This is a genomic window from Pseudomonas sivasensis, assembly GCF_052938085.1.
The window spans coordinates 4,178,026-4,202,017 of sequence record NZ_CP176442.1; the positions used below are offsets into that span (position 1 = coordinate 4,178,026).

At 60.3% G+C, this 23,992-nt stretch carries 26 protein-coding genes; 19 read left to right on the forward strand and 7 right to left on the reverse strand.

All coding sequences use genetic code 11. From position 1 onward, the window contains the following. The first annotated feature begins 34 nt into the window (after positions 1 to 34). Both ACKZ62_RS19100 and ACKZ62_RS19105 read left to right on the forward strand, forming a co-directional pair. The gene (locus tag ACKZ62_RS19100) at positions 35 to 1,222 is read left to right on the forward strand and encodes an acyl-CoA dehydrogenase family protein (protein ID WP_032886022.1); all 1,188 of its coding nucleotides are present in this window, start codon (positions 35 to 37) and stop codon (positions 1,220 to 1,222) included. 13 nt (positions 1,223 to 1,235) lie between these two features. Further along, positions 1,236 to 2,339, forward strand: coding sequence for a sigma-54 interaction domain-containing protein (locus ACKZ62_RS19105; RefSeq protein ID WP_032886021.1), 1,104 nt, complete (start codon positions 1,236 to 1,238; stop codon positions 2,337 to 2,339). Here the strand turns inward: ACKZ62_RS19105 and ACKZ62_RS19110 are convergent. After that, positions 2,328 to 2,693: an antibiotic biosynthesis monooxygenase gene (locus ACKZ62_RS19110; protein ID WP_032886020.1), complete on the reverse strand. Its 366-nt coding sequence runs from the start codon at positions 2,691 to 2,693 to the stop codon at positions 2,328 to 2,330. The genes ACKZ62_RS19105 and ACKZ62_RS19110 overlap by 12 nt on opposite strands. A 99-nt stretch (positions 2,694 to 2,792) precedes the next feature. On the opposite strand from ACKZ62_RS19110, the gene soxR reads away from it, so the two are divergent. From soxR to ACKZ62_RS19155, 9 genes are all read left to right on the forward strand, one after another. After that, the gene (gene soxR, locus ACKZ62_RS19115; protein WP_032886019.1) at positions 2,793 to 3,233 is read left to right on the forward strand and encodes a redox-sensitive transcriptional activator SoxR; all 441 of its coding nucleotides are present in this window, start codon (positions 2,793 to 2,795) and stop codon (positions 3,231 to 3,233) included. 425 nt (positions 3,234 to 3,658) lie between these two features. Next, entirely contained in the window at positions 3,659 to 4,858 is a 1,200-nt protein-coding gene (locus ACKZ62_RS19120; protein WP_099603147.1) for a PepSY-associated TM helix domain-containing protein, read from the forward strand. Continuing rightward, positions 4,858 to 5,394 carry a PA2404 family protein gene (locus tag ACKZ62_RS19125; RefSeq protein WP_122752749.1) on the forward strand — a complete coding sequence of 179 codons (537 nt, stop codon included), beginning with the start codon at positions 4,858 to 4,860 and terminating at the stop codon, positions 5,392 to 5,394. The genes ACKZ62_RS19120 and ACKZ62_RS19125 overlap by 1 nt, the downstream gene beginning before the upstream one ends. Then, positions 5,391 to 5,714: a hypothetical protein gene (locus ACKZ62_RS19130; RefSeq protein ID WP_032886016.1), complete on the forward strand. Its 324-nt coding sequence runs from the start codon at positions 5,391 to 5,393 to the stop codon at positions 5,712 to 5,714. Before ACKZ62_RS19125 ends, ACKZ62_RS19130 begins: the two co-directional genes overlap by 4 nt. After that, positions 5,711 to 6,271 (forward strand): DUF6162 family protein, encoded by a 561-nt coding sequence (locus ACKZ62_RS19135; protein WP_447095671.1) that lies wholly within the window; start codon positions 5,711 to 5,713, stop codon positions 6,269 to 6,271. The genes ACKZ62_RS19130 and ACKZ62_RS19135 overlap by 4 nt, the downstream gene beginning before the upstream one ends. A gap of 19 nt (positions 6,272 to 6,290) precedes the next feature. After that, positions 6,291 to 7,211: a metal ABC transporter substrate-binding protein gene (locus ACKZ62_RS19140; RefSeq protein ID WP_122755843.1), complete on the forward strand. Its 921-nt coding sequence runs from the start codon at positions 6,291 to 6,293 to the stop codon at positions 7,209 to 7,211. Further along, the gene (locus ACKZ62_RS19145; RefSeq protein WP_032886012.1) at positions 7,208 to 7,954 is read left to right on the forward strand and encodes a metal ABC transporter ATP-binding protein; all 747 of its coding nucleotides are present in this window, start codon (positions 7,208 to 7,210) and stop codon (positions 7,952 to 7,954) included. Before ACKZ62_RS19140 ends, ACKZ62_RS19145 begins: the two co-directional genes overlap by 4 nt. Then, the gene (locus ACKZ62_RS19150; protein ID WP_032886010.1) at positions 7,951 to 8,850 is read left to right on the forward strand and encodes a metal ABC transporter permease; all 900 of its coding nucleotides are present in this window, start codon (positions 7,951 to 7,953) and stop codon (positions 8,848 to 8,850) included. Before ACKZ62_RS19145 ends, ACKZ62_RS19150 begins: the two co-directional genes overlap by 4 nt. Beyond that, the gene (locus ACKZ62_RS19155) at positions 8,851 to 9,765 is read left to right on the forward strand and encodes a metal ABC transporter solute-binding protein, Zn/Mn family (protein WP_447095672.1); all 915 of its coding nucleotides are present in this window, start codon (positions 8,851 to 8,853) and stop codon (positions 9,763 to 9,765) included. Positions 9,766 to 9,865: 100 nt separating this feature from the next. On the opposite strand, the gene ACKZ62_RS19160 is transcribed toward ACKZ62_RS19155, so the two are convergent. Beyond that, the gene (locus ACKZ62_RS19160) at positions 9,866 to 10,579 is read right to left on the reverse strand and encodes a UTRA domain-containing protein (protein ID WP_032886008.1); all 714 of its coding nucleotides are present in this window, start codon (positions 10,577 to 10,579) and stop codon (positions 9,866 to 9,868) included. A 352-nt stretch (positions 10,580 to 10,931) separates the two neighbouring features. Here ACKZ62_RS19160 and ACKZ62_RS19165 point away from each other — a divergent pair, with 352 nt between their 5' ends. The 6 genes from ACKZ62_RS19165 (at position 10,932) to ACKZ62_RS19190 (ending at position 16,303) form a co-directional block, all read left to right on the forward strand. Next, a complete protein-coding gene (locus ACKZ62_RS19165) occupies positions 10,932 to 12,008 on the forward strand; it encodes an ABC transporter substrate-binding protein (RefSeq protein ID WP_032886007.1) in 1,077 nt (358 codons plus the stop codon). Between the two features lie 190 nt (positions 12,009 to 12,198). Further along, positions 12,199 to 13,005, forward strand: a complete 807-nt coding sequence (locus ACKZ62_RS19170; protein WP_447095673.1) for an alkaline phosphatase family protein — start codon at positions 12,199 to 12,201, stop codon at positions 13,003 to 13,005. Positions 13,006 to 13,010: 5 nt separating this feature from the next. Then, on the forward strand, positions 13,011 to 13,847 hold the full coding sequence (locus ACKZ62_RS19175) for an ABC transporter permease (protein ID WP_163033160.1): 837 nt from the start codon (positions 13,011 to 13,013) through the stop codon (positions 13,845 to 13,847). Then, complete coding sequence (locus tag ACKZ62_RS19180) at positions 13,834 to 14,634, forward strand: ABC transporter permease (RefSeq protein ID WP_032886004.1); 801 nt, start codon at positions 13,834 to 13,836, stop codon at positions 14,632 to 14,634. The genes ACKZ62_RS19175 and ACKZ62_RS19180 overlap by 14 nt, the downstream gene beginning before the upstream one ends. Continuing rightward, complete coding sequence (locus tag ACKZ62_RS19185) at positions 14,631 to 15,620, forward strand: ABC transporter ATP-binding protein (protein ID WP_032886002.1); 990 nt, start codon at positions 14,631 to 14,633, stop codon at positions 15,618 to 15,620. Before ACKZ62_RS19180 ends, ACKZ62_RS19185 begins: the two co-directional genes overlap by 4 nt. Before the next feature lie 29 nt (positions 15,621 to 15,649). Next, the gene (locus tag ACKZ62_RS19190) at positions 15,650 to 16,303 is read left to right on the forward strand and encodes an HAD family hydrolase (RefSeq protein ID WP_447095674.1); all 654 of its coding nucleotides are present in this window, start codon (positions 15,650 to 15,652) and stop codon (positions 16,301 to 16,303) included. Between the two features lie 146 nt (positions 16,304 to 16,449). On the opposite strand, the gene ACKZ62_RS19195 is transcribed toward ACKZ62_RS19190, so the two are convergent. Beyond that, a complete protein-coding gene (locus ACKZ62_RS19195; RefSeq protein ID WP_099603152.1) occupies positions 16,450 to 17,412 on the reverse strand; it encodes a zinc-binding dehydrogenase in 963 nt (320 codons plus the stop codon). A gap of 137 nt (positions 17,413 to 17,549) precedes the next feature. On the opposite strand from ACKZ62_RS19195, the gene ACKZ62_RS19200 reads away from it, so the two are divergent. Together ACKZ62_RS19200 and ACKZ62_RS19205 are read left to right on the forward strand one after the other, a co-directional pair. Continuing rightward, positions 17,550 to 19,631 (forward strand): carboxy terminal-processing peptidase, encoded by a 2,082-nt coding sequence (locus ACKZ62_RS19200; RefSeq protein WP_177326425.1) that lies wholly within the window; start codon positions 17,550 to 17,552, stop codon positions 19,629 to 19,631. Between the two features lie 118 nt (positions 19,632 to 19,749). Continuing rightward, a complete protein-coding gene (locus ACKZ62_RS19205) occupies positions 19,750 to 21,519 on the forward strand; it encodes a bifunctional diguanylate cyclase/phosphodiesterase (protein WP_447095675.1) in 1,770 nt (589 codons plus the stop codon). Here ACKZ62_RS19205 and ACKZ62_RS19210 read toward each other — a convergent pair. The 4 genes from ACKZ62_RS19210 to ACKZ62_RS19225 all read right to left on the reverse strand — a co-directional run bounded on the left by ACKZ62_RS19210 (position 21,516) and on the right by ACKZ62_RS19225 (position 23,816). After that, positions 21,516 to 21,887, reverse strand: coding sequence for a hypothetical protein (locus ACKZ62_RS19210; RefSeq protein ID WP_005786715.1), 372 nt, complete (start codon positions 21,885 to 21,887; stop codon positions 21,516 to 21,518). The genes ACKZ62_RS19205 and ACKZ62_RS19210 overlap by 4 nt on opposite strands. Beyond that, positions 21,884 to 22,222: a helix-turn-helix domain-containing protein gene (locus tag ACKZ62_RS19215; protein ID WP_099603161.1), complete on the reverse strand. Its 339-nt coding sequence runs from the start codon at positions 22,220 to 22,222 to the stop codon at positions 21,884 to 21,886. Before ACKZ62_RS19215 ends, ACKZ62_RS19210 begins: the two co-directional genes overlap by 4 nt. A 92-nt stretch (positions 22,223 to 22,314) precedes the next feature. Then, a complete protein-coding gene (locus ACKZ62_RS19220) occupies positions 22,315 to 22,773 on the reverse strand; it encodes a YkvA family protein (RefSeq protein ID WP_447095676.1) in 459 nt (152 codons plus the stop codon). Between the two features lie 311 nt (positions 22,774 to 23,084). Then, positions 23,085 to 23,816, reverse strand: coding sequence for a BamJ family beta-barrel-assembly machinery protein (locus tag ACKZ62_RS19225; RefSeq protein ID WP_032885995.1), 732 nt, complete (start codon positions 23,814 to 23,816; stop codon positions 23,085 to 23,087). Between the last annotated feature and the right edge of the window lie 176 nt (positions 23,817 to 23,992).

A 23,992-nucleotide genomic window follows, 5' to 3' on the forward strand; every position in this document is an offset into this window, starting at 1 on the left:
CCCGGGCCGCTGCTGCCAATAAAGAGGAAAACCCGTGACAGCCAAACCCCACAGCGTCCTGCCATCTCCCCTGCAGACCGCCAAACTGCTGGCCGCCGAATTCGCCCTCAGCGCCGTCGAACGCGACGAGCGCGGCGGCACACCCAAAACCGAGCGTGACGCCCTGCGCCACAGCGGCCTGCTGGCCCTGAGCATTCCCACCCAATACGGCGGCCTCGGCGCCCGCTGGAGCGACACCTTGGGCATCGTGCGCGAATTCGCCAAGGTCGACAGCTCCATCGCCCACGTCTTCGGCTTTCATCATCTGATGCTGGCCACCGTGCGCCTGTTTTCACGCCCGGACCAATGGCAACCCTGGTTCGAACAAACCGCCCGCAAGAACTGGTTCTGGGGCAACGCCCTCAATCCATTGGACACGCGCACCGTGGTCAAGGACTTCGGCGGCTGGCGCGAATTCTCCGGCAAAAAGAGCTTCTGCTCCGGCGCCAGCGACTCGGAAATGCTGATCGCCTCGGCGGTGGATGAAAATGCCGGCGGCAAACTGCTGATTGCCGCCATCCCCAGTGGGCGCAGCGGCATCACTCTGCACAATGACTGGAACAATATCGGCCAACGCCAGACCGACAGCGGCAGCGCCAGCTTCGAACGGGTGCGCGTCGAAGAGTCGGAATTGCTGCTCGACCCAGGCCCGCTGAGCACGCCGTTCGCCTGCCTGCGCCCGCTGATCGCACAGTTGACCTTTACCCATATGTTTCTCGGCATTGCCGAAGGCGCATTCGAAGAAGCACGCACCTACACCCTCACCGAAACCCGTGCCTGGCACAAATCCTCGGCCGAGGACGTGCGCCAGGATCCTTACGTGCTCCACCACTACGGCGAGTTCTGGGTGGCCCTCCAAGGCGTGCGCCTGCTGGTGGAGCGAGCCGCCGAGCTACTGGACCAAGCCTGGGCCAAAGGGCCAAACCTCAGCGAACACGAGCGCGGCCAACTGGCAATTGCCATCGCCACCGCCAAGGTCGCCGCCACCCGCCAAGGTCTGGATCTGTGCAGCCGTCTGTTTGAAGTCACCGGCGCGCGTTCAACCCATGCCTCCCTGCGCCTGGATCGCCACTGGCGCAACCTGCGCACGCAAACCCTGCACGACCCGGTGGACTACAAGCTCCATGAACTGGGGGACTGGGCGTTGAACCAATCCCTGCCGATTCCTACGTTCTACTCATAAAAAAGAGGTGCCCATGCAGCTTCTAACCCTACCGCCCTCGCCCGCCCTTGCGACCTCGATTCGCGCCACGGCCCAGGTCTTCGAAGACCCGAAATCCCAGGCGCTGCTCGACCATATCCAGCAAGTGGCGCCCAGCGAAGCCAGCGTGCTGATCATCGGCGAAACCGGGACCGGTAAAGAGCTGGTGGCGCGCCACATTCATAACCTCAGCGCGCGGCGCAACCGCCCGTTCGTGGCGGTGAACTGCGGCGCCTTCTCTGAATCCCTGGTGGAGGCCGAACTGTTCGGCCATGAAAAAGGCGCCTTTACCGGCGCCCTCAGCGCCAAGGCTGGCTGGTTCGAAGAAGCCGATGGCGGCACGTTGTTCCTTGATGAGATCGGCGATTTACCGATGGCCATCCAAGTCAAATTGCTGCGTGTCCTACAGGAACGCGAAGTCGTACGCTTAGGTTCGCGCAAGAGCATTCCGATTGATGTGCGCGTACTGGCTGCAACCAACGTGCAGTTGGAAAAAGCCATCAACGCCGGGCATTTCCGCGAAGACCTCTACTACCGACTCGACGTGGTGAGCCTGGAACTGAGCCCGCTGCGCGAGCGCCCCGGCGATATCCTGCCGTTGACCCGGCACTTTATCGAGGCTTACAGCCGACGCCTGGGCTACGGCCCGATCACGATCAGTCGCGAAGCCGAACAAAAACTCAAGAGCTACAGCTGGCCGGGCAATATCCGCGAACTGGAAAACGTCATCCACCACACCCTGCTGATCTGCCGTAACGGCGTGATCGAACGGGATGATTTACGCCTGTCGAACATGCGCATTGAGCGCCAGGACGACAGTCAGCACGGCACCGACAACAGCGCCGAAGCCTTGTTGGAGCGCGCCTTCCAAAAGCTCTTCGAAGAACAGGCTGGCGCCCTGCATGAAAAGGTCGAAGACGCCCTGCTTCGGGCCGCTTACCGTTTCAGCCATTACAACCAGGTGCACACCGCCAACCTGCTGGGCCTGAGCCGTAACGTCACGCGCACACGCCTGATCAAGATTGGCGAATTGGCGGTGAATAAGCGTCGGCCGGGGGAGAACGTGCAAGGTGAACGGATGCTGCATTTATCCATATAGACGGCAGTGCAATGCATTGTCATGGCTGCGCTCAAAACTGCGCAGCACCTGGAACGAACCAAAGGTCACCGCCGTGGCCTGATGGGCGCGAATCAGTGTCCAGAAGTCTTCCTCACCCTGCTCAAAACGCTTGAACGCTGCCTCACCGTGCGCTCGGGACGTCCATTGCAGGTAATTAAGCACCCGCCGGCCGTCATCGCTGACCTGCACGCTCGCACTGAGAAATCCGTCATGGCCCTGGGCCAAACGCTCGCTTTGGGTGGACAAGGCCGCCACCAGGGCAACTTGCTGCTGAGGCTCGATATGGAACTCGATCAGCTGAGTGAAGCCGAGATTCTTCTCTGATACCTGCATGAATACTCCCCTTCCGCTGTAGGCAGAATCTTGCGATTCGATGCCACGCAGGGTAAAACCTCCAGTTAAGTCAAGGTCAAGCGCTTAATCGGAGTTTTCATGATTACCAAGGAACTCACCGTCGGCCAACTGGCCGCCCGTAGCGGCGTAGCCGTCACGGCCCTGCACTTCTACGAAACCAAGGGGCTGATTCAGAGCAATCGCAACGCGGGCAATCAGCGGCGCTATCCGCGGGATGTATTACGCCGCGTGGTGGTGATTAAGATCGCCCAGCGCTTGGGGATTCCCCTGGCGACGATTGGCGAGGCATTACAGACGCTGCCAAATGGCCGCACCCCCACAGCCAAAGACTGGGAACGTCTGTCGGCACTGTGGCGCGAAGACCTGGACGAGCGCATCAACAAAATGATGCTGCTGCGCGACAAGCTCAACGGCTGCATCGGCTGCGGATGCTTGTCGTTGGAAGCATGCCCGCTGCGCAATCAGGATGACCTGCTGGGTGAGCGAGGGCCTGGTGCGCAATTGCTCGAGCCCAGTTGAGCTTTCTCGTCGTAACCGCCGGAGCCCTTGATTGGCGTGGCCTATCGTGAAAGGCCGGACCTGGGCATCGACAATGCCACCGAGAGCATCGAGCGCTACAAGAAAGCCTTCGGGGCCACCCACGCGTATCTGTCGTAAAGGGTTCTGGCAGTCATTTTGGGCGGGCCGTTCAACGGCCAAGCCCATCCTACGCAGCGCGCCGGCCCTATCAACGCCTGCTCGGTGATAGCTCGGAACATGTTTCGTGTTCGATAAACGGGTAAAAAACCACCGAATGTGAATCTGAAACATTTTCTTTCATATCCGGGTTAGGGATTTCTCATTCTCATCCGTCTTATTTAGATACAGCCTGTCGCGTCAGCAAAAGCTACGACTGGCCTTTTCCGGGCCTCCCTCGCCCCCCTCCGATCAAGACCCTCATTTACATGTCGAAGAAGTCACGCTCCAAACTCTGGTTTCTCGTACATAGCTGGCTGGCGTTGCCCATCTGGTTCTTTGTACTGATCGTCTGCGTCACCGGCACCCTGGCGGTGGTCAGCCAGGAAATCGTCTGGCTGGCCAACCCGGATATCCGCGCGAGCAAACCGTCGGATGACGCCGAACTGTTGAGCTACGACCAAGTGATCAGCGCCATCAAGCGTGCCGAGCCCGAGGTGATTGTCCAATCGCTCAGCCGCCCGGATGAGTCGCACTTCGCCCTGAGTGTCGACCTCAGCTACCCCGACGGGCGCTCGCTTGAGGTCTACGTCAACCCTTACACCGGCGCGATCCAGGGCATCAGCCCGTCGTTCAATTTCCGTCAGTTCACCCGTGCGCTGCACGGCTGGTGGCTGGTGCCGTTCACCAATGGCTACAGCTGGGGCTGGTACCTGGTGTCGTTGCTTGGTCTGCCGCTGCTGGCCTCGCTGGTTACCGGGCTGGTGGTCTACAAGCGCTTCTGGAAAGGTTTTTTCAAACCAACCCTGCGGTTTCGCCACGGTGCGCGAATCTTCTGGGGTGACTTCCACCGCCTGAGCGGTATCTGGTCTATCTGGTTTATCGCAGTCATTTCCATCACCGGCACCTGGTTCCTGATCCAGGCGATCCTGGGGGACAACCAGATTTCAATTTCCAGCGAGCCCATCGTCCCGGTGATCGCCCGTGAAAAAGTACCGTCCTCGGCAGCAGGTGTGCCGGCACCAATGATTCCCCTGGATGAAGCCATCACGATTGCGACCCAGCGCATCCCTGGCCTAGAAGCGAGCTTCGTGCGCATGCCCTTCAACGCCTACAGCCACCTGCAAATCGGCGGCCGCGGCTGGTACCCACTGATGTACCAAACCGCCCAACTCAACCCCTATAGCGGCGAAATCGCTGTCTCGCACCTCCTGTCCGACCGCACCGCACTTGAGTTCGTCACCGAATCCATGCGCCCGCTGCACACCGGCGATTTTGGCGGACTGTGGATCAAGCTGATCTGGGCGTTCTTCGGCCTGGTGCTGAGCATGATGGTCTTGAGCGGCTTGCTGATATGGACCAAGCGCACCGCCTTGGCCACCCTCAATGCCCTCAAGCGCGAGGCCAAGACCCAGCGCAAGCCTGTTTCCACCCCGGCCTTGCAGGCTGAAACTTCGGAGAGCCACTGATGAGCAAGGTCGCAGCGACACCGCCGACTGCCCTGCGGGCTTTCTGGCTGAAATGGCGATTCCATATCAATGTTCTGCTACTGCTGGTGCCCCTGGGCTTCATGCCCAAGTATTTTGCCGATGCCGCACTGTTTCGCGGTGACGCGGGTATCGGCGAGCGGGTGGCCGGAGAAATACAGGTTGGCCCCTGGAGCCTGACCCTCGCCGAGTTCCGCAATGAGGGCCCAAGCCCGGACCCGGCCGGCCCGATGAAGTTCTTCAACGCCGCCCTGTGCGACACCTGTGCCGACCAGGTCAAAGCTACTTACCTGCGCATCGGCAAGCCACGCAGCCTGCGCGCGGCCGGGGTGATCTTCTTTGGCACACCGTACCGCATGGGCGCTGCCCTGCCCGTCCCTGAACGCACACCTGCCGACGCCGAACTGTGGGTCACCATGGAAGGCTGGGACGGCACGATGCACCAGGGTTCCATCCCGCTGAGCCAGGCCTCGCCTGCCACCATTGCCTGGCTGAACAAGCAAGGAGTCAAACCATGATGATCAAGCACCTGTCCCGCGCCGCGCTGTTGCTGTGCGCGGGTTTAAGTACCGTGGCCCTGGCCCACAACCCTATGTGCGAATGCAAGGAAATCCCCGGCGAGCAGATCCAGTGCAAGGGCGGCTTCTCCGACGGCAGCGGTGCGCCCGGCGTGACCCTGGATGTGATCGGCTACGACGAAACCATCCTGGTGCCCGGCAAGCTCGGCCAGGATTCGACCCTGACCTTCAAGAAGCCATCCGCCGAGTTCTACGTGCTGTTTGACGCCGGCCCTGGCCACGTCGTTGAAATCGACCAAGCGGATATCCAGTCCCAATGAGTACGACACACGTTGTACGTCCCGCGGGCGCTGGCCACGAAACCCTCTACGTCTTGCTGCTGTGCCTGATCATCCTCGCGGTCGCCGGCACGGTGGTGGCGCTGCACGGCGAATCCCAGGAAGTGGCCACCGTGCCCAGCCACCAGTTGGACGCCCGCCGCGACCTGAGCGCCGCCGAGCAAGGCATCTACGCCGACTTGCGGGTGACCCTGGATGAAATCCACTTGCTGCAGCAAGAGCAAAGCGCCCTGCCGACGCCTGGGCAATTGGCCGAAGAAGGCTTCGCGCCGTTCGCCCAGGATGCGAGTTCGGTCAGCCGTGGCGATCACCGCTGGCAGTTACTGGCGCCTGCGGCCTACTTCGGGTTGAGCCAGGCGCCGACCACCAGCGGTTCACTGCTGATGCGCGTACAAGGCACCGAGCCGGATATCTGGCTCAACCGCCGCAAAGACCTGGCCGCCCCCTCCGACCTCACTGACCAGGCGCTGATCGCGGCCGGCTGGCAGCAAGTGGTCGCGCAATTCGATGCCGGCGTTACCCGCCAGCACCGTCACTGAACGAGAAGACCGATTGCCCATGTCTATTTCATCTCCCCTGTTGCGCCTGTTGCTGGTCAGCCTGCTCAGCCTGATACTCGCCCCGCTGGCCAACGCCGAAGCGGCTAAACGCCTGCGTATCGGCATCACCCTGCACCCTTATTACAGCTACGTGGCCAATATCGTCGGCGACAAGGCCGACGTGGTGCCGCTGATTCCAGCCGGTTTCAACCCACACGCCTACGAGCCGCGCGCCGAAGACATCAAGCGCATCGGCACCCTGGACGTGATCGTGCTCAATGGCGTCGGCCACGACGACTTCGCCGACCGTATGATCGCCACCAGCGAGCGCCCGGACATCCCGGTGATCGAAGCCAACGCCAACGTGCCGTTGCTGGCCGCCACCGGCAATGCCGCGCGCGGTGCGGGCAAGGTGGTCAACCCGCACACCTTCCTGTCGATCAGTGCATCGATTGCCCAGGTCAACAACATCGCCCGTGAGCTGGGCAAGCTCGACCCGGACAACGCCAAGACCTACACCCAGAACGCGCGTGCCTATGGCAAACGCCTGCGCCAGATGCGCGCCGACGCCCTCGCCAAGTTGACCAGCGCGCCTAACCCGGACCTGCGCGTCGCCACTGTGCATGCGGCCTACGACTACCTGCTGCGTGAATTCGGCCTGGAAGTCACCGCCGTGGTAGAGCCGGCCCACGGCATTGAGCCCAGCCCCAGCCAGTTGAAGAAGACCATCGACGAACTGCGCGCCCTGGACGTGAAGGTGATCTTCTCGGAGATGGATTTCCCCTCCACCTACGTCGACACCATCCAGCGTGAATCCGGGGTCAAGCTGTACCCGCTGTCGCATATTTCCTATGGCGAATACAGCGCTGAAAAGTACGAAGTGGAAATGACCGGCAACCTCAACACGGTGGTCCGGGCGATTCAGGAGTCGGGCGCATGACGGCGGCACAATCCCTGAAGGTCGCCAGCGTCGGCCCGACACTCGACTTCGACACGGTGTCCCTGACCCTGGGCCGCACCGTGATCCTCGACGGCGTGAGTTTCCAGGTGCAGCCGGGCAGCATCCACGCGCTGGTCGGCCCCAACGGCGGCGGCAAGAGCTCGCTGATCAAGACCCTGCTGGGACAAACGCCGCATCAGGGTCGCTTGAGCCTGCAGTGGCCGACCACGCCGGGCACAATCGGCTATGTGCCCCAGGCGCTGGAATTCGACCGGGGTTTGCCGATGACCGTGGACGATTTCATGGCCGCCATGTGCCAGCGGCGCCCGGCGTTTCTGGGCTTGTCCAAGCATTACGCCGCGGCGATTGGCGAGGCTCTGGAACGGGTCGGCATGCAGGACAAACGCAAGCGGCGCATGGGTGCACTGTCCGGAGGCGAACGCCAACGCGTGCTGCTGGCCCAGGGCTTGATCCCTGCGCCGCAATTGCTGGTGCTGGATGAACCGATGTCGGCCCTCGATGAAGCGGGCATCCAGGTGTTCGAACGCCTGCTCAGTGACTGGCGCCTCGCCGGCATGACCGTGCTGTGGATCGAGCACGACCTCGAAGCCGTAGGCCGTCTGGCCGACCGAGTTACCGGCCTTAACCGCCGCGTGCTGTTCGACGCCACACCACAGGAGGCGCTCACCCCGGATCGCCTGCTGACCCTGTTCTCCACCCACCCTCGGAGCCCGGCGCAATGAGTTATGAAGCGTTTCGCCTGATGGTACAGGGCTGGGCCTCTGCCGGTTACCTGCCGGAGGCACTGGCCTATGGTTTTGTAGTCAATGCCCTGCTCGCCGGTTTGCTGATCGGCCCAGTGCTCGGCGGCTTGGGCACGCTGGTAGTGGTAAAGCGCTTCGCGTTTTTCTCCGAAGCCGTCGGCCATGCTGCGCTGACCGGCGTCGCCGTGGGCATTTTGCTCGGCGAACCCTACACCGGCCCCTACGGCAGTCTGTTCGGTTACTGCCTGCTGTTTGGCATCCTGCTCAATTACCTGCGTAACCGCACCGGCCTGGCGCCGGACACTTTGATCGGCGTGTTCCTGTCGGTGTCCCTGGCGCTGGGCGCGAGCCTGCTGCTGATCCTGGCGGGCAAGATCAACGTGCACATCCTGGAGAACGTGCTGTTTGGTTCGGTGTTGACGGTCAACGGTAACGACCTGCTGGTGCTCGCGATTGTCGGCTCGCTGGTGATGGCTCTGGCGCTGCCGCTGTACAACCGCATCATGCTCGCCAGTTTCAACCCGCAACTGGCGGCAGTGCGCGGAGTGGCGGTGAAGACCCTCGATTACCTGTTCGTAATTCTGGTGACGCTGATCACCGTCGCGGCAGTCAAGGTCATCGGCGCGATTCTGGTCGGCGCCCTGCTGGTGATTCCAGCGGCGGCGGCGCGCCTGTTGAGCCAGTCGCTCAAAGGCTTCTTCTGGGTCTCGGTGGTGATCGCCACTGTCAGTACCCTGTGCGGGATCCTGCTGCCGATCATCTTCGACCTGCCGATTCCTTCCGGTGCCGCGATCATCCTGATGGCCGGTATCGCTTTCGCTTTTGCCGCCATCGCGCGCGGCACCGTGCCCAGCCTCAAAGGGAACTTTGGATAAATGCGCTCTGTTCTTCAGCCTCTCGCCTTGGCCATCGCCTGTTTAATCACTCCGCCGCTGATCGCCGCCGAGGCAGTCAAACCGGCTGCCCACGCCGCCAAACCGGTCAAGGTGCTGGCGTCGCTGCCAATCACTTATGGCCTGGCCGAGGTGCTGCTCAAAGGCACCGACGTGCAGCTTGAGCGCGCAGCCCCGGCCAACCTGCCGGGCTCGCGCCAGGTGTCGTACTTCACCGGCCGTGGCGCCTCCGTACTGAGCGCGCTAGCCCAGGACGCCGACGCCGCCATCGGCCTGCGCTCGCTGTGGGCAGATGACCCGCTGTACCCCGTGGCACGGCGCAGCAACATCCGCATTGTCGAAGTCGATGCCGCACGCCCCGTGGACGGCGGGTTGCCGGGGATCGCCGTGCAACCGGGCGTCGCTGACGGTTTGAACAGCCAACCATGGCAATCGAGCAATAACCTGGGGCGCATGGCCGATGTCTTGTCCACCGACCTGAGCCGCCTGGCACCGGGCGCCAAGGTGAAAATCGACGCCAATCTGGCTGCACTCAAGCAACGCCTGCTCAAGCTCACCGCCGACAGCGAAGCCCGGCTGGCCAAGGCGGACAACCTGAGTGTGGTCAGTTTGAGCGATCACTTTGGGTATTTGGTCAGCAGCCTGAACCTGGAACTGATCAGCACCGATGCGCGACCGGATGCCGAGTGGACACCTGAGGCGTTGCACACACTCAGTACTGAATTGAAGGACAACGATGTGGCCGTGGTGCTGCACCATCGCCAGCCGAGTGAAGCGGTGAAAGCCGCCATCACGGCAGGCGGCTCGATATTGCTGGTGCTGAATGTCGACGGTGCAGACCCGGTGACGGAGTTGGAAACCAATGTGGATCAGGTGATCAAGACGCTCAGTCACTGATATGGAGGTGACCAGCACCCTGTTTTAGGGCTGCTTTGCAGCCCAGCGCAGGGCAAGCCTGCTCACGACAGAAGCAAGCTCAGCGCCGGGAGAGCGGTGGTTAAACCACATCCACGCCCACATGAATCGCATCATGCCGCCAGAACTCCAGGTCGCAGTCGATCAAGCGCTGGTGCTGGTCATAATTAACCCGAGCAATCCGCAAACCCGGGCTGCCCACCGACACGCGCAATGCGGCGGCGGCTTCCACCGGCAGTGACGTCGGCACAATCTCGAAGCGCACCCGTCCGTAGTGCAAGTCGTATTTGCGCACGTACAACTCGGTCATCGACTGATTCAGGTCGCACTCAAGAATCCCCGGGAAATATTGCGGGTTCAGGTAGTGCTCCACATACAACACCAGTCGCCCATCGATCCGCCGGCTTCGGCAGATCTGGATCACGCTGGACAATGCCGGCAGTTGCAGCCATGCACACACCGCCGCCGATGCAGGTTGCAGGCGCGCCGAAATCACTTCGGTGGACGCCACACGGCCCTGGTCGTTGACCATCGCGTGAAAGTGGCTGCGCTGCATCAGGTTGTAGGCCAATCGTGGCGGCGACACGAACCAACCCCGGCGTTCCTCGCGATAAATCTGCCCTTGGGCCTCAAGTTGTAACAAGGCTTCCCGCACGGTAATTCGGGTGGTACCGAACAACTCGCTGAGCTTGCGCTCGGCGGGCAGTTTGCTTGCAGGCGGCAAAAGTCCATGGTCGATCTGCTCTTGCAGCGCCAGGCCGATGGATGTCACCGCCTTGATTGCCTCATCACGCATCAACGTTACCTATCTGGACTAGACCAGCACCGTTCAGGTGCATAAAAGCTCCGCAATCGGGCCCTTGCGACTGCGTGCAAGCGTAGGCATTGCAGATGACCGACAGATGACAGCCCGCCTCAAGTGCATGCCGCACCTCTTGCAATACACCGGCCAAGTCCAGAGCCTACGGGCACTTGGTCATGGTCTACGCTCAGCCTGTGCCGAGCGACATCGGCGCGTTAAAAACGACAACGACATGAAACTGTCATCCATCGAGCCTAAATTGGCTCAGGTATTGCTCTGACCTAGACCAACACCACCGCAAACGTTCATAAAAACGCAGCGTTGAAAACGCCCAAAGGAGCTTCGGATGAAACAGCTTTTCCTGGCATCACTGTTAGGCTCGACCATTGCCATGTGCACCGCCGCCATGGCCGCTGATACCGATCTAAAAACCTTGGAAGCCGCCGCGAAAGCGGAAGGCGCCGTCAACAGCGTCGGCATGCCCGATGACTGGGCCAACTGGAAAGGCACCTGGGAAGACCTGGCCAAGACCTACGGCCTCAAGCACATCGACACCGACATGAGCTCGGCCCAGGAGATTGCCAAGTTCAAGGCCGAGAAAGACAACGCCAGCGCCGACATCGGCGACGTCGGCGCAGCATTCGGTCCGATTGCGGTGAAGCAGGAAGTCACCCAGCCGTACAAACCGTCCACCTGGGCTTCGGTGCCGGACTGGGCGAAAGACAAAGACGGTCACTGGGCCCTCGCCTACACCGGCACCATCGCGTTTATCGTCAACAAGAAGCTGCTGCACGGTTCCGAAGTCCCCACCAGTTGGGCCGACCTGCAAACCGGCAAATACAAAGTCTCGGTGGGTGACGTGAGCACCGCAGCCCAGGCGTCCAACGCCGTGCTGGCGGCGGCCATCGCCAACAAAGGCGATGAAAAGAACATCGCGCCAGGCCTGCAGTTCTTCACGAAGATCGCCCAGCAAGGCCGGCTCGGCCTGTCCAACCCGACCATCGCCACCATGGAAAAAGGTGAAGTCGAAGTAGGCATCGTCTGGGACTTCAACGGCCTGAGCTACAAAGCCAAGATGGCCAACCCGGATGACTACGTGGTGCTGATCCCCTCGGACGGCTCGGTGAAATCCGGCTACACCACCATCATCAATAAATACGCCAAGCACCCGAACGCCGCCAAGCTGACCCGCGAGTACATCTTCAGCGATGCCGGCCAACTCAACCTGGCCAAGGGCAATGCGCGTCCGATCCGTGCGGAAACCGACCTGAAACTGCCGGCTGAAATCGCCAAGAACCTGATTCCGGGCGAGCAGTACACCAAGGCCAACCCGCAACCGATCAAGGATGCCGATGCCTGGGAAGCGACTTCCAAGAAGCTGCCGCAGCTGTGGAATGAGCAGGTCATCGTAGAGATGAAGTAAGGGTTTTATCCCACATTGGAGCTCCAGTGGAGATCCAATGTGGGAGGGGGCTTGCCCCCGATGACGGTGGATCAGCTAACAAATCCGTTGAATGACACACCGCTATCGGGGGCAAGCCCCCTCCCACATTTCTGACCCCGTTCCTCCAGAGGAATTGAGCCAAGTCAATCGTTGCGGAGCGCTCTCCCCCATGAAGCACACTGTCATCCTTGTCGTGCTCGACGGCCTGAACTTCGAGGTTGCCCGACACGCCATGGGGCACTTGCAGGCCTATGTCGGCGCAGGACGCGCAGCCCTCTACAAGCTGGAATGTGAACTGCCCTCGCTGTCCCGCCCGCTCTATGAATGCATCCTAACCGGCGTGCCACCGATCCAGAGCGGTATCGTGCACAACCAGGTCGCGCGCCTGTCCAACCAGCGCAGCATTTTCCATTACGCCACCGACGCGGGTCTTAGCACTGCAGCGGCGGCTTACCATTGGGTCAGCGAGTTGTATAACCGCTCGCCCTTTCTCGCCGCCCGTGATCGCCATACCGACGACACGACGCTGGCGATCCAGCACGGACATTTCTACTGGAATGACCATTACCCCGATTCCCACCTGTTCGCCGACGCCGAAAGCCTGCGACTCAAGCACGCGCCGGACTTTATGCTGATGCACCCGATGAACATCGACGACGCCGGCCACAAGCACGGCCTCGACAGCGCGCAATACCGCAACAGCGCACGCTCGGCCGACATCATCCTGGCTGACTACCTGCAAGGCTGGCTCGACGCAGGCTACCAAGTGCTGGTGACCGCCGACCACGGCATGAACAACGACCGCTCCCACAACGGCCTGCTGCCGGAAGAACGTGAAGTGCCGCTGTTCGTCCTCGGCGATGCCTTCAGCCTGGATGCCAACGCCAAGCCGAAACAGACCGACCTGTGCGGCACCGTCTGCGAACTGCTGGGCGTGCCCCACGACAAACCTGTATGCCGGGAGCTATTGAAGTGAATGCCATGACTCGCGGCAAATGGCTGGCATTGCTGTGCCTGGTGCCCTTCGCGCTGTTCTTTATCGTGTTCGAGATCGCACCGCTGGTGTGGGTGCTGATCAACAGCCTGCAAACCGAAGAGGCCGGCTGGGGCCTGGAAAACTTCACCCGGATCTTCAGCTCGAAGTTCTACCGGCAAGCGATCCAGTTCAGCCTGGAGATCAGTTTTTACTCCAGCATTTTCGGCATCATCATCGCCACTCTCGGCAGTTATTCGCTACGCCGCGTCGATGGGCCGCTGCGCAACTTCGTTACCGCCTTCGCCAACATGACGAGCAACTTCGCCGGCGTCCCCCTGGCGTTCGCGTTCATCATTTTGCTGGGGTTCAACGGCAGCATCACTCTCATGCTCAAGCAGGCCGGGATCATTCAGGACTTCAACCTGTATTCCAAGACCGGGCTGATCATCCTCTACACCTACTTCCAGATCCCCCTCGGCGTGTTGCTGTTGTACCCGGCCTTCGATGCGCTGCGTGAAGACTGGCGTGAGTCCGCGTCGTTGCTCGGCGCGAATGGCTGGCAGTTCTGGCGGCATATCGGTTTGCCGGTGCTGACGCCTGCGCTGCTGGGCACCTTCGTGATCCTGCTCGCCAATGCCTTGGGCGCCTACGCCACGGTCTACGCCTTGACCACCGGCAACTTCAACGTGCTGCCAATCCGTATCGCGGGCCTGGTCTCCGGCGATGTGTCCCTCGATCCGAACATGGCCAGCGCCTTGGCCGTTGTGCTGGTGGCGCTGATGACCGTGATCACCGTGGTCCATCAACTGCTGCTCAAGAGGAGCTACCATGTCTCGCGCTGAAGCCGGCCCGGCCTCCCTCTACCACCGCGTGGTGGTGTACCTGCTCTTTGCGATCCTGGTATTGCCGTTGGTGGGCACGTTCGTTTACTCGATTGCCAGTAGTTGGTCGGCAACCATCCTGCCGGCGGGCTTCACCGTGAAGTGGTACGTGCAGCTCTGGAGCGACCCGCGCTTTCTGATGGCCTTCGGGCAGTCGCTGCTAGTGTGCGTAGGCGCGTTGATCCTGTCGGTGGTGCTCATTCTGCCGCTGCTGTTCGTGGTGCATTACCACTTTCCCAAGCTCGACGCGCTGATGAACATCCTGATCCTGCTGCCCTTCGCGGTGCCGCCAGTGGTGTCATCGGTGGGCCTGCTGCAACTCTATGGTTCCGGGCCGTTGGCAATGGTGGGCACGCCATGGATCTTGATCGGCTGCTACTTCACCGTGGCGCTGCCGTTCATGTACCGGGCGATCACCAACAACCTGCAAGCCATCAACTTGCGCGACCTGATGGACGCCTCCCAACTGCTGGGCGCCAGCACTTGGCAAGCGGCGATCTTCGTCGTGCTGCCCAACCTGCGCAAAGGCTTGATGGTGGCGCTGCTGCTGTCGTTCTCGTTCCTGTTCGGCGAGTTCGTGTTCGCCAACATCCTGGTGGGCACCCGCTACGAGACCCTGCAGGTGTACCTCAACAACATGCGTAACAGCAGCGGACACTTCACCAGTGCCGTGGTCATTTCCTATTTCTTCTTTGTGCTGGTGCTGACCTGGGCCGCCAATATCTTGAACAAGGACAAAAGCCAATGAGCTTCGTCAGCGTCCAACACTTGCAAAAGGGCTACTCCGGTACGCCCGTGTTTAGCGATATCAACTGCGAAATTGCCAAAGGCGAGTTCGTCACCCTGCTCGGCCCGTCCGGGTGCGGCAAGTCCACGCTGCTGCGCTGCATTGCCGGTCTGACCTCGGTGGACAGTGGGAAAATTCTGCTCGATGGCCAGGACATCGTTCCGCTGAGCCCGCAGAAAAGAAACATCGGCATGGTCTTCCAGAGCTACGCGCTGTTCCCCAACATGACCGTGGAACAGAACGTCGCCTTCGGTCTGCGCATGCAAAAGGTCAACGCCGACGACAGCCACAAGCGCGTGCAGGAAGTACTGCAACTGGTAGAGCTCAAAGACCTGGCCGGGCGCTACCCGCACCAGATGTCTGGCGGCCAGTGCCAGCGCGTGGCCCTCGCCCGCTCCCTGGTGACACGCCCACGCCTGCTGCTGCTGGATGAGCCGCTGTCGGCGCTGGATGCACGCATTCGCAAGCACCTGCGTGAGCAGATTCGCCAGATCCAGCGCGAACTGGGGCTGACCACGATTTTCGTGACCCATGATCAGGAAGAAGCCCTGACCATGTCCGACCGCATCTTCCTGATGAATCAGGGCAAGATCGTGCAAAGCGGCGATGCCGAGACCCTCTACACGGCGCCAGTCGACGTGTTCGCCGCCGGTTTTATCGGCAACTACAACCTGCTCGACGCCGACAAGGCCAGCCAATTGCTGCAACGCCCGATCAGTGGGCGCATCGCGATTCGCCCCGAAGCCATCGAACTGAGCCGCAGCGGCGAACTGGATGCACTGGTGCGCAGCCACAGCCTGCTGGGCAACGTGATCCGCTACCGCATCGAAGCGCGCGGCGTGGAACTGGTCGTCGATGTGCTCAACCGCTCGGCGGACGATCTTCACCCGGATGGTCAACGCCTGGCACTTTCCATCGACCCCAGTGCGCTGTGTGAAGTAGCCTGATGCAACGATTTACAAAGAGAGCGTGACGGATGGCATTGGTAATTTTTGATCTGGACGACACCCTGATCCACGGCGACTGCGCCACCCTGTGGAGCGAGCAGATGGGCCGCCTGGGATGGGTCGACCCCGAGTCGTTCATGCGCAGGAACAACGAACTGATGGACGCCTACAGCCGCGGCGAACTGGCCATGGAGGACTTCATGGACTTCAGCCTGGAGCCAATGATCGGCCGCACCCCGGAAGAGATCGATCACCTGGTCGAGCCGTGGGTGGAGGACGTGATTGAACCGCTGATCTACAGCGAGGCCACTAAGACCATCGCCAGGCATCGTGCGAATGGCGACCGGATTTTGGTGATTTCGGCATCGGCAACGCATTTGGTGAAACCGATTGCGGCGCGAATCGGTATTGATGAGGTGTTGGGTATTGATCTGGACATGAGCCATGGCGTGTACAGCGGCCGTACCGTGGGTGTACTCACCTACCGCGAAGGCAAGATCACGCGATTGCTGGATTGGCTGGAGCAGGAACGTGAGACATTGGATGGCGCGTACTTCTATTCGGATTCGCGCAATGATCTGCCGTTGCTGCTGAAGGTGGATCACCCGCAGGTGGTGAACCCGGATCCGGTGCTGCGCGAGCATGCAGAGAAGGCTGGTTGGCCAATCCACCATTGGATCTGACACGCCCTATCTTGAATTGAAATCCAATCAGGCGAATGTGGAGGGGGCTTGCTCCCGATGCCGGTGGGTCAGATGAAATATTCTTCACTGACACACGGTTATCGGGAGCAAGCCCCCTCCCCATTTGGTCGCATTTCAATTCAAGGTCAGGTCACGCTTTCGTCGATCACCAACACCAACTTCCCTGAAATCTGGTTAGTCGCAAGCTCAGCAAACGCCGCCTCGGCATCCTTGATTGGGAAGGTCTTGGCCAACTGCGGGCTCAAGCGCCCTTCGGCAAACAACGGCCAGACATGCTGGCTCAAGTCACTGAACAGGTCTGCCTTGAACTGATCGTCACGGCTGCGCAGGGTCGAGCCCAACAACTGGATACGCTTGCCCAGCACTTGGGCCAGGTCCAACTGCGCCTCGCGACCGCCCATCAAACCGATCAACACCCAACGGCCGTCCAGCGCCAGCAGCTTCAGATCCAGCGCCGCATAGCTGCCGCCGACCGGGTCAAGGATCACATCAAACGGCCCGAAATCCCGCAGCCCTTCGATCCCATCGGTACGTACCACGCCGCCCTGGGCGCCCAGGTCTTCACAGTAGGCCAAGCGTTGCGCCGAGCCGACGCTGACCCAGCACGGGCTGCCAAACGCCTTGCACAGTTGGATCGCCGCCGAGCCCACGCCACTGGCACCGGCATGCAGCAGCACTTTCTCACCGGGCTTGAGGCCCGCCAGTTGGAACAGATTGAGCCATGCGGTGCTGTACACCTCAGGCAAGGCCGCCGCTTCAATCAACGACAGACCTTCCGGCACCGGCAGCACATGGCGAGCATCTACCACCACCTCTTCGGCCATGCCACCACCGGCGAGCAGCGCACAGACTCGATCCCCCACTTGCCACGAGGAACCAGGCCCCACTTCGCTGATCACCCCGGAACATTCCAGGCCCAGCACAGAGCTGGCGCCAGGAGGTGGCGGATAGAGCCCGGCACGCTGTAATAAATCGGCGCGATTAAGACCCGCAGCCGCCACGCGAATGCGAACTTGGCCTACGTCACATGTAGGACTTGGTTCGTCCAACCACTCCACATGACCTTCAACGCCTTGCAATGCTTTCACAGTGCCTCCATAGTGAGTCTGGACTGAGCCCGTAGCAGTAGCGCGGGCTTTTTGCATTATGCGACCGGCCCCTATGGAACCGGCAACTTCAAAGACGGCCTAATATGCGTTATCAATTGCCCCCGCGTCGAATCAGCATGAAGCATCTGTTCCCCAGCACCGCCCTCGCTCTTTTCATTGGTCTCGGCTTCGCGTCGATGTCGACCAATACGTTCGCAGCCAACAGCTGGGACAACCTTCAACCGGATCGCGATGAGGTGATTGCCAGCCTTAACGTGGTCGAGTTGCTTAAGCGCCATCACTACAGCAAGCCGCCGCTGGACGACGCTCGCTCGGTGATCATCTACGACAGCTACCTCAAGCTGCTGGATCCGTCGCGCAGTTACTTCCTGGCCAGCGATATCGCTGAGTTCGACAAGTGGAAGAGCCAGTTCGACGATTTCCTCAAGAGCGGCGACCTGCAGCCCGGCTTCACCATCTACAAGCGCTACCTGGACCGCGTCAAAGCGCGTCTGGATTTCGCCTTGGCTGAGCTGAACAAAGGCGTCGACAAGCTCGACTTCACCCAGAAGGAAACCCTTCTGGTGGATCGCAAGGACGCCCCTTGGCTGACCAGCACCGCCGCCCTCGATGACCTGTGGCGCAAACGCGTCAAGGACGAAGTGCTGCGCCTGAAGATCGCCGGCAAAGAGCCCAAGGCCATTCAGGAGCTGTTGACCAAGCGCTACAAGAATCAGTTGGCGCGTCTGGATCAGACCCGTGCAGAAGATATCTTCCAGGCATACATCAACACCTTCGCGATGTCCTACGACCCACACACCAATTATCTGTCGCCAGATAACGCGGAAAATTTCGATATCAATATGAGTCTGTCGTTGGAAGGCATTGGTGCCGTCCTGCAAAGCGACAATGACCAAGTGAAGATCGTGCGTCTGGTGCCGGCCGGTCCGGCAGACAAGACCAAGCAGGTCGCTCCGGCGGACAAGATCATCGGTGTGGCCCAGGCCGACAAAGAGATGGTCGATGTGGTCGGCTGGCGCCTGGACGAAGTGGTCAAGCTGATCCGTGGGCCGAAAGGCAGCGTGGTGCGCCTGGAAGTGATTCCGCACACCAATGCGCCAAACGACCAGACCAGCAAGATCGTGTCCATCACCCGTGAAGCGGTGAAGCTCGAAGACCAGGCGGTGCAGAAGAAAGTCCTCAACCTCAAGCAGGATGGCAAGGACTACAAACTGGGCGTGATTGAAATCCCGGCCTTCTACCTGGACTTCAAGGCCTTCCGCGCTGGCGACCCGGACTACAAGTCCACCACTCGCGACGTGAAGAAAATCCTGACTGAACTGCAGAAGGAAAAAGTCGACGGCGTGGTCATCGACCTGCGCAACAACGGCGGCGGCTCCCTGCAGGAAGCCACCGAGCTGACCAGCCTGTTTATCGACAAAGGTCCGACCGTGTTGGTGCGCAACGCTGACGGCCGTGTGGACGTGCTTGAAGACGAGAACCCGGGCGCCTTCTACAAAGGCCCGATGGCGCTGCTGGTCAACCGCCTCTCCGCCTCGGCCTCGGAAATTTTCGCCGGCGCCATGCAGGACTATCACCGCGCGTTGATCATCGGCGGCCAGACCTTCGGCAAAGGCACCGTGCAGACGATCCAGCCGCTGAACCATGGCGAGCTCAAGCTGACGTTGGCCAAGTTCTACCGGGTTTCCGGGCAGAGCACCCAGCATCAGGGCGTGCTGCCGGACATCGATTTCCCGTCGATCATCGACACCAAGGAAATCGGCGAAAGCGCTCTGCCGGAAGCCATGCCGTGGGACACCATCCGGCCAGCGATCAAGCCTGCTACGGATCCATTCAAGCCGTTCCTGGCACAGTTGAAAGCTGACCACGATACCCGCTCCGCCATGGATGCAGAGTTCGTGTTTATTCGCGACAAGCTGGCCCTGGCCAAGAAGTTGATGGAAGAAAAAACCGTCAGCCTCAATGAAGTGGACCGTCGCGCGCAGCACAGCGATATCGAAAACAAGCAGCTTGTGCTGGAGAACGTCCGCCGCAAGGCCAAGGGCGAAGAACCACTCAAGGAGCTGAAGAAAGAAGACGAAGACGCGCTGCCGACCGAAGCGGATAAAACCAAGCCGGAAGACGATGCGTACCTGGCCGAGACAGGCCGGATCCTGCTGGACTACCTGAAAATCACCAAGCAGGTAGCCAAGCAGTAAATGATGGCGATTTAATGTGATCGCTCCCCAGAGTGTCATCATATAGACATCATTCTGTCGTGAAATGAAGGACCGCAGGCTTATCGCCTGCGGTCCTTTTTTTTCGATCGAGATCACCATGACCATGACCGAACAGCTGAATGCATTGGGCTCTATCCTGGCTCAACGCAGTTTGCACAGCCTGTTCCAACCGATCATCTGCCTGTCCGAACGGCGCATCCTCGGATACGAAGCCCTTAGTCGTGGCCCGTCCAACAGCCCTCTGCACTCCCCCGTTGCGCTTTTCTCGGTGGCCAGGCAAACCGGGCGCCTCAGCGAATTGGAAATGGCATGCCGCGAAAGCGCGTGCCGACGCTTCAGCGATCAAAAGCTTCCAGGCAAGCTGTTCCTGAATATCTCGCCGGAATCCTTGATGGAAACGGCGCACCAACCGGGACGCACCCTGCAACTGCTGCGCGACTTCGGCATTCCGCCGAGCCAAGTGGTGATCGAACTCACCGAGCAAACCCCCACCGACGATTTCGACCTGCTGCAAACCGCCCTGCACCATTACCGCAACATGGGCTTTTCAATTGCCTTGGATGATCTGGGTGCCGGCTATTCCAGCCTGCGCTTATGGTCGGAGTTGCGTCCGGACTACGTGAAAATCGACCGGCACTTCATCGACGGCATTCATCAGGATGCGCTCAAGCGCGAGTTTGTCGGTTCGATCCTGCAAATCGCCAGGGCCTCCCGTGCCCAGGTCATCGCCGAAGGTATTGAATTGCCGGAAGAGCTGGCGGTGTTGACTGAGATGGGCGTCGATCTGGTGCAGGGCTACCTGCTCTGCCGTCCACAGGAACAACCGCCACAAGAAGCACGGCTGATGTTGCCCAAACCGGACCAGACCACGGTGACGCTCAACGACGAAGGCAGCGACCTCAGCGCCCTGCTCAATGAGCAACCGGCAGTGGATCAAAGCACCGCCACGGCCAAGGTGCTGGAAGCATTCCGCCGCCAGGCCAACCTCAACTCCCTGGCGGTGCTGGATGAGCGTGGGCACCCCGTTGGCATCGTCCATCGGCATTCGCTGTCCGACGCGCTGCTCAAGCCGTTTGCCACTGACCTGTTCGCTCGCAAACCCATCAGCCGCTTGATGAGCGCTGACTTTCTGGCGGTGGAGCTGAGCCAGTCACTGCAGCAGGTCAGCCGCTTGCTGACCAGCCGCGCAAGGCAACGTATCGAGGAAGACTTCATCATCACGCTCAATGGCGATTACCTGGGCCTGGGCCGAGTGATCGATGTGCTTAAGCTGATCACCGAGTTGAAAATCCAACAGGCCCGCTACGCTAACCCGCTGACGCTGCTGCCCGGCAATGTACCGATCCAGCAGTGCCTGACACGGCTGTTGCAGCAACAGCGCGAGTCAGTGATCTGCTACGTGGATATCGACAGCTTCAAACCGTTCAATGACATCTACGGCTACGGGCGTGGGGATGAGGTGTTGCTGTGCCTGGCGCAGTGCTTGAACGACCGGGTCGACCCCAGCCGCGACTTCGTCGGGCATATCGGCGGCGATGATTTTTTGCTGGTGCTGGGGCCACAGGAATGGCGCAAGCGGCTCAACCAGTTGCTGGATGACTTCCATACCCAATGCCGGCGTTTCTACCGCGCCGAGCATCTCGACGCTGGTTGCTTTGTAGCGCTGAACCGTCAGGGCGTGCGCCAGGAATTTGCGCTGCTGTCGTTGTCGATTGGAGTGGTGCATTTGTATCCACAGGCCTGTGGACAACTCGATGCCAGCCAGTTGGCGGAATTGGCGTCGCAGGCCAAGCACCATGCCAAGGATGTGGCTGGTTACAGCATCCATGTGATCGACAGCATGGACATGTTGCCCCAGACGCTTTAGGCCTCGGCCGACTCCGGATACTCGTATTCGAACACCCGCACCACTTCGGAGGCATGCCAGGACGCCGCGGCCACGCCATCGGAGGGTCCGCTGAAGCGCCCGAGGCGCTCCACGCATTCAAAGAAGCCGGTACGCGGCAGGCGGCTGGCGCCCTGGCTGATCACCAGGGAGCTGCGCAACGGTTGCTCAGCCTTGGCGTCCAGTGCCGCTAGGTGCTCCAGAGCAGCGGCCAGGGTTTGCATCGCCGGCGTCGGAAACTGCAGGCGCTCCAGCAGCGCGCGGTAAGTCAACAGATGGCGCTGGCGGCGCGCCTGGTCCAGTTCGTTAAGTAACCCATCCCAATGCTGACGGCTGATACGTAGGCTCAAGATTCATCCCTCCAACCTGCAACGCCTAATTCCCAGGCCAGGCTGCGTCGTATCGCGGCATCCGGCTGACGTTCACCACTTTCGATCAATCCGAGATACGACGGGCTGATGCCCACGGTGCGAGCCAGCACTTCAATCGCCAGGCCCTTGGTTTCACGCAAACCGCGCAGGTCTGCGAGCGGGCGCAAGTCCTGGTCAGGTGCGGCTTGGACAGTAGGAGAATGAGGCGGTGAAGGCTGTTGCTGACCGGCAGCTTTTAGCAGCGCCTGGTACTGATCCCATGGCAACACCGCGTACTCGGGTTCGCCATTGCGTGAAATTATCTGAATATCCATGACTGCCCCGTAGGATAACTGCACTTACTGAGTAAGCTCTTTCCTTAGGAGTGTAATCCTAACAGCCACAAAGGTCGCAGGGGATAGCTGCCTCATCCGTTTTTTTGCGGGTTTTCCTTGGCCAGCAAGGCCGGGGTCGCTGGCAAACGCTCAACCACCGCGAGCTTTTCCGGGCGCTGCGCGTCACGCCAGGCGCGAAAAGCGCTCAGTTCGCCCTCCAGGGTCTTCATGACCCACGCAAGTACGGCGATGTCATCGAGCACGCCGAACATCGGGATAAAGTCCGGAATCGCGTCAATCGGGCTGAGGAAATACATCAGCCCCGCTACCACCGAGATCAGCGCCTTGGGGCTGATCGCCCGATACTCTCCCCGCCAGTACGCGAGGCACAGGGCCTGGAGCAGTTTGAAATCATCCTTGAGCTTGCCCAGGCGATTGCCCTGGCTTGACCCCTTGGCGGCCACCGCGAACAGCAGGGTCGGCAGGCGCCCACGGCCCAGCAAGCGTGCAGCCATGGGTAGGAAACGGGTGAAATTGAAGGGTGGTTTCATCTGTCACTCCAGTTCCATCAAACAGAAAGGTTATCCACACAAATTGTGGATAACCTTGTGAACAGAGCCTGTTTTACTGGCTGAAAGCCACGGTTTAAAAGGCTTTCAGTCAGATCGGGCGTTTTTTGCGCACATCAAAAAAACCCAAGATTTCATTGACTTGGCGGTTGTGTGCGGCTAGTGGTGCCTTAGCCTTATATCAGACTGCCACTGACCAGGGATGTTCGTTTGGATTTGCCCAAACCGCAATGTAAGTGCTTCAGAAACAACAACGCCCCGTCGAGACGGGGCGTTGTGTGTTCAGGCGCCTATTACTTCTTGGCGGCTGGTGCGTCAGGAGCTTCAGCCTTGGCTGGGTCCTTGATGGCCAGCAGTTCCAGGTCGAATACCAGCACGGAGTTGGCTGGAATCGCCGGGCTTGGGCTCTGGGCGCCGTAGGCCAGGTCGGACGGGATGTACAACTCGACCTTCTCGCCGACGTGCATCAGTTGCAGGCCTTCGACCCAACCTGGGATCACGCCGCTGACCGGCAGGTCAATCGGGCTGCCGCGATCCACGGAGCTGTCAAAGGTGGTGCCGTTGGTGAGTTTACCGGTGTAGTGAACAGTCACCACGTCAGTCGGCTTAGGCTGTGCGCCGTCAGCTTTCTTGATGATCTTGTACTGCAGACCGGAAGCGGTGGTGACGACGCCGTCTTTCTTGGCGTTGTCTTCGAGGAATTTCTTGCCGGCGGTTGCCGACTCTTCGCTCATTTTGGTCATGCGTTCTTCAGCACGTTTTTGCAGTGCGGCGAACGCTTCAACCAGTTCGTCGTCTTTGAGCTTCTGCTCTTTCTTGCCAACGGCATCTTCGATGCCCTGGGCTACTGCTTTGGAATCCAGGTCATCCATGCCTTCTTGAGCAAGGCTTTTGCCCATGTTCAGGCCGATGCCGTAGGAAGCTTTTTGCGCCGGGGTTTTCAGCTCTACGCTGGTCTGCGAATCACAACCCGCAAGTACCAGGCTAACCAGGGCCACCGCCGCCGCCAACCGATGCTGTTTCATGCTATTTCCTTGTTCATGCGCCAATAGGGCATTCGAATAAAGTCGCGAGCTTATCAGGCGGCCACGACCAATGGCTACCGGCATGTGAGCAGGAAACTTCCGATAAGTTCACGTGTTTAAAAGCATTTTCATTCATGATGGGCGTCCGCGACGGATCGCGGGACCGCCTCTCATAA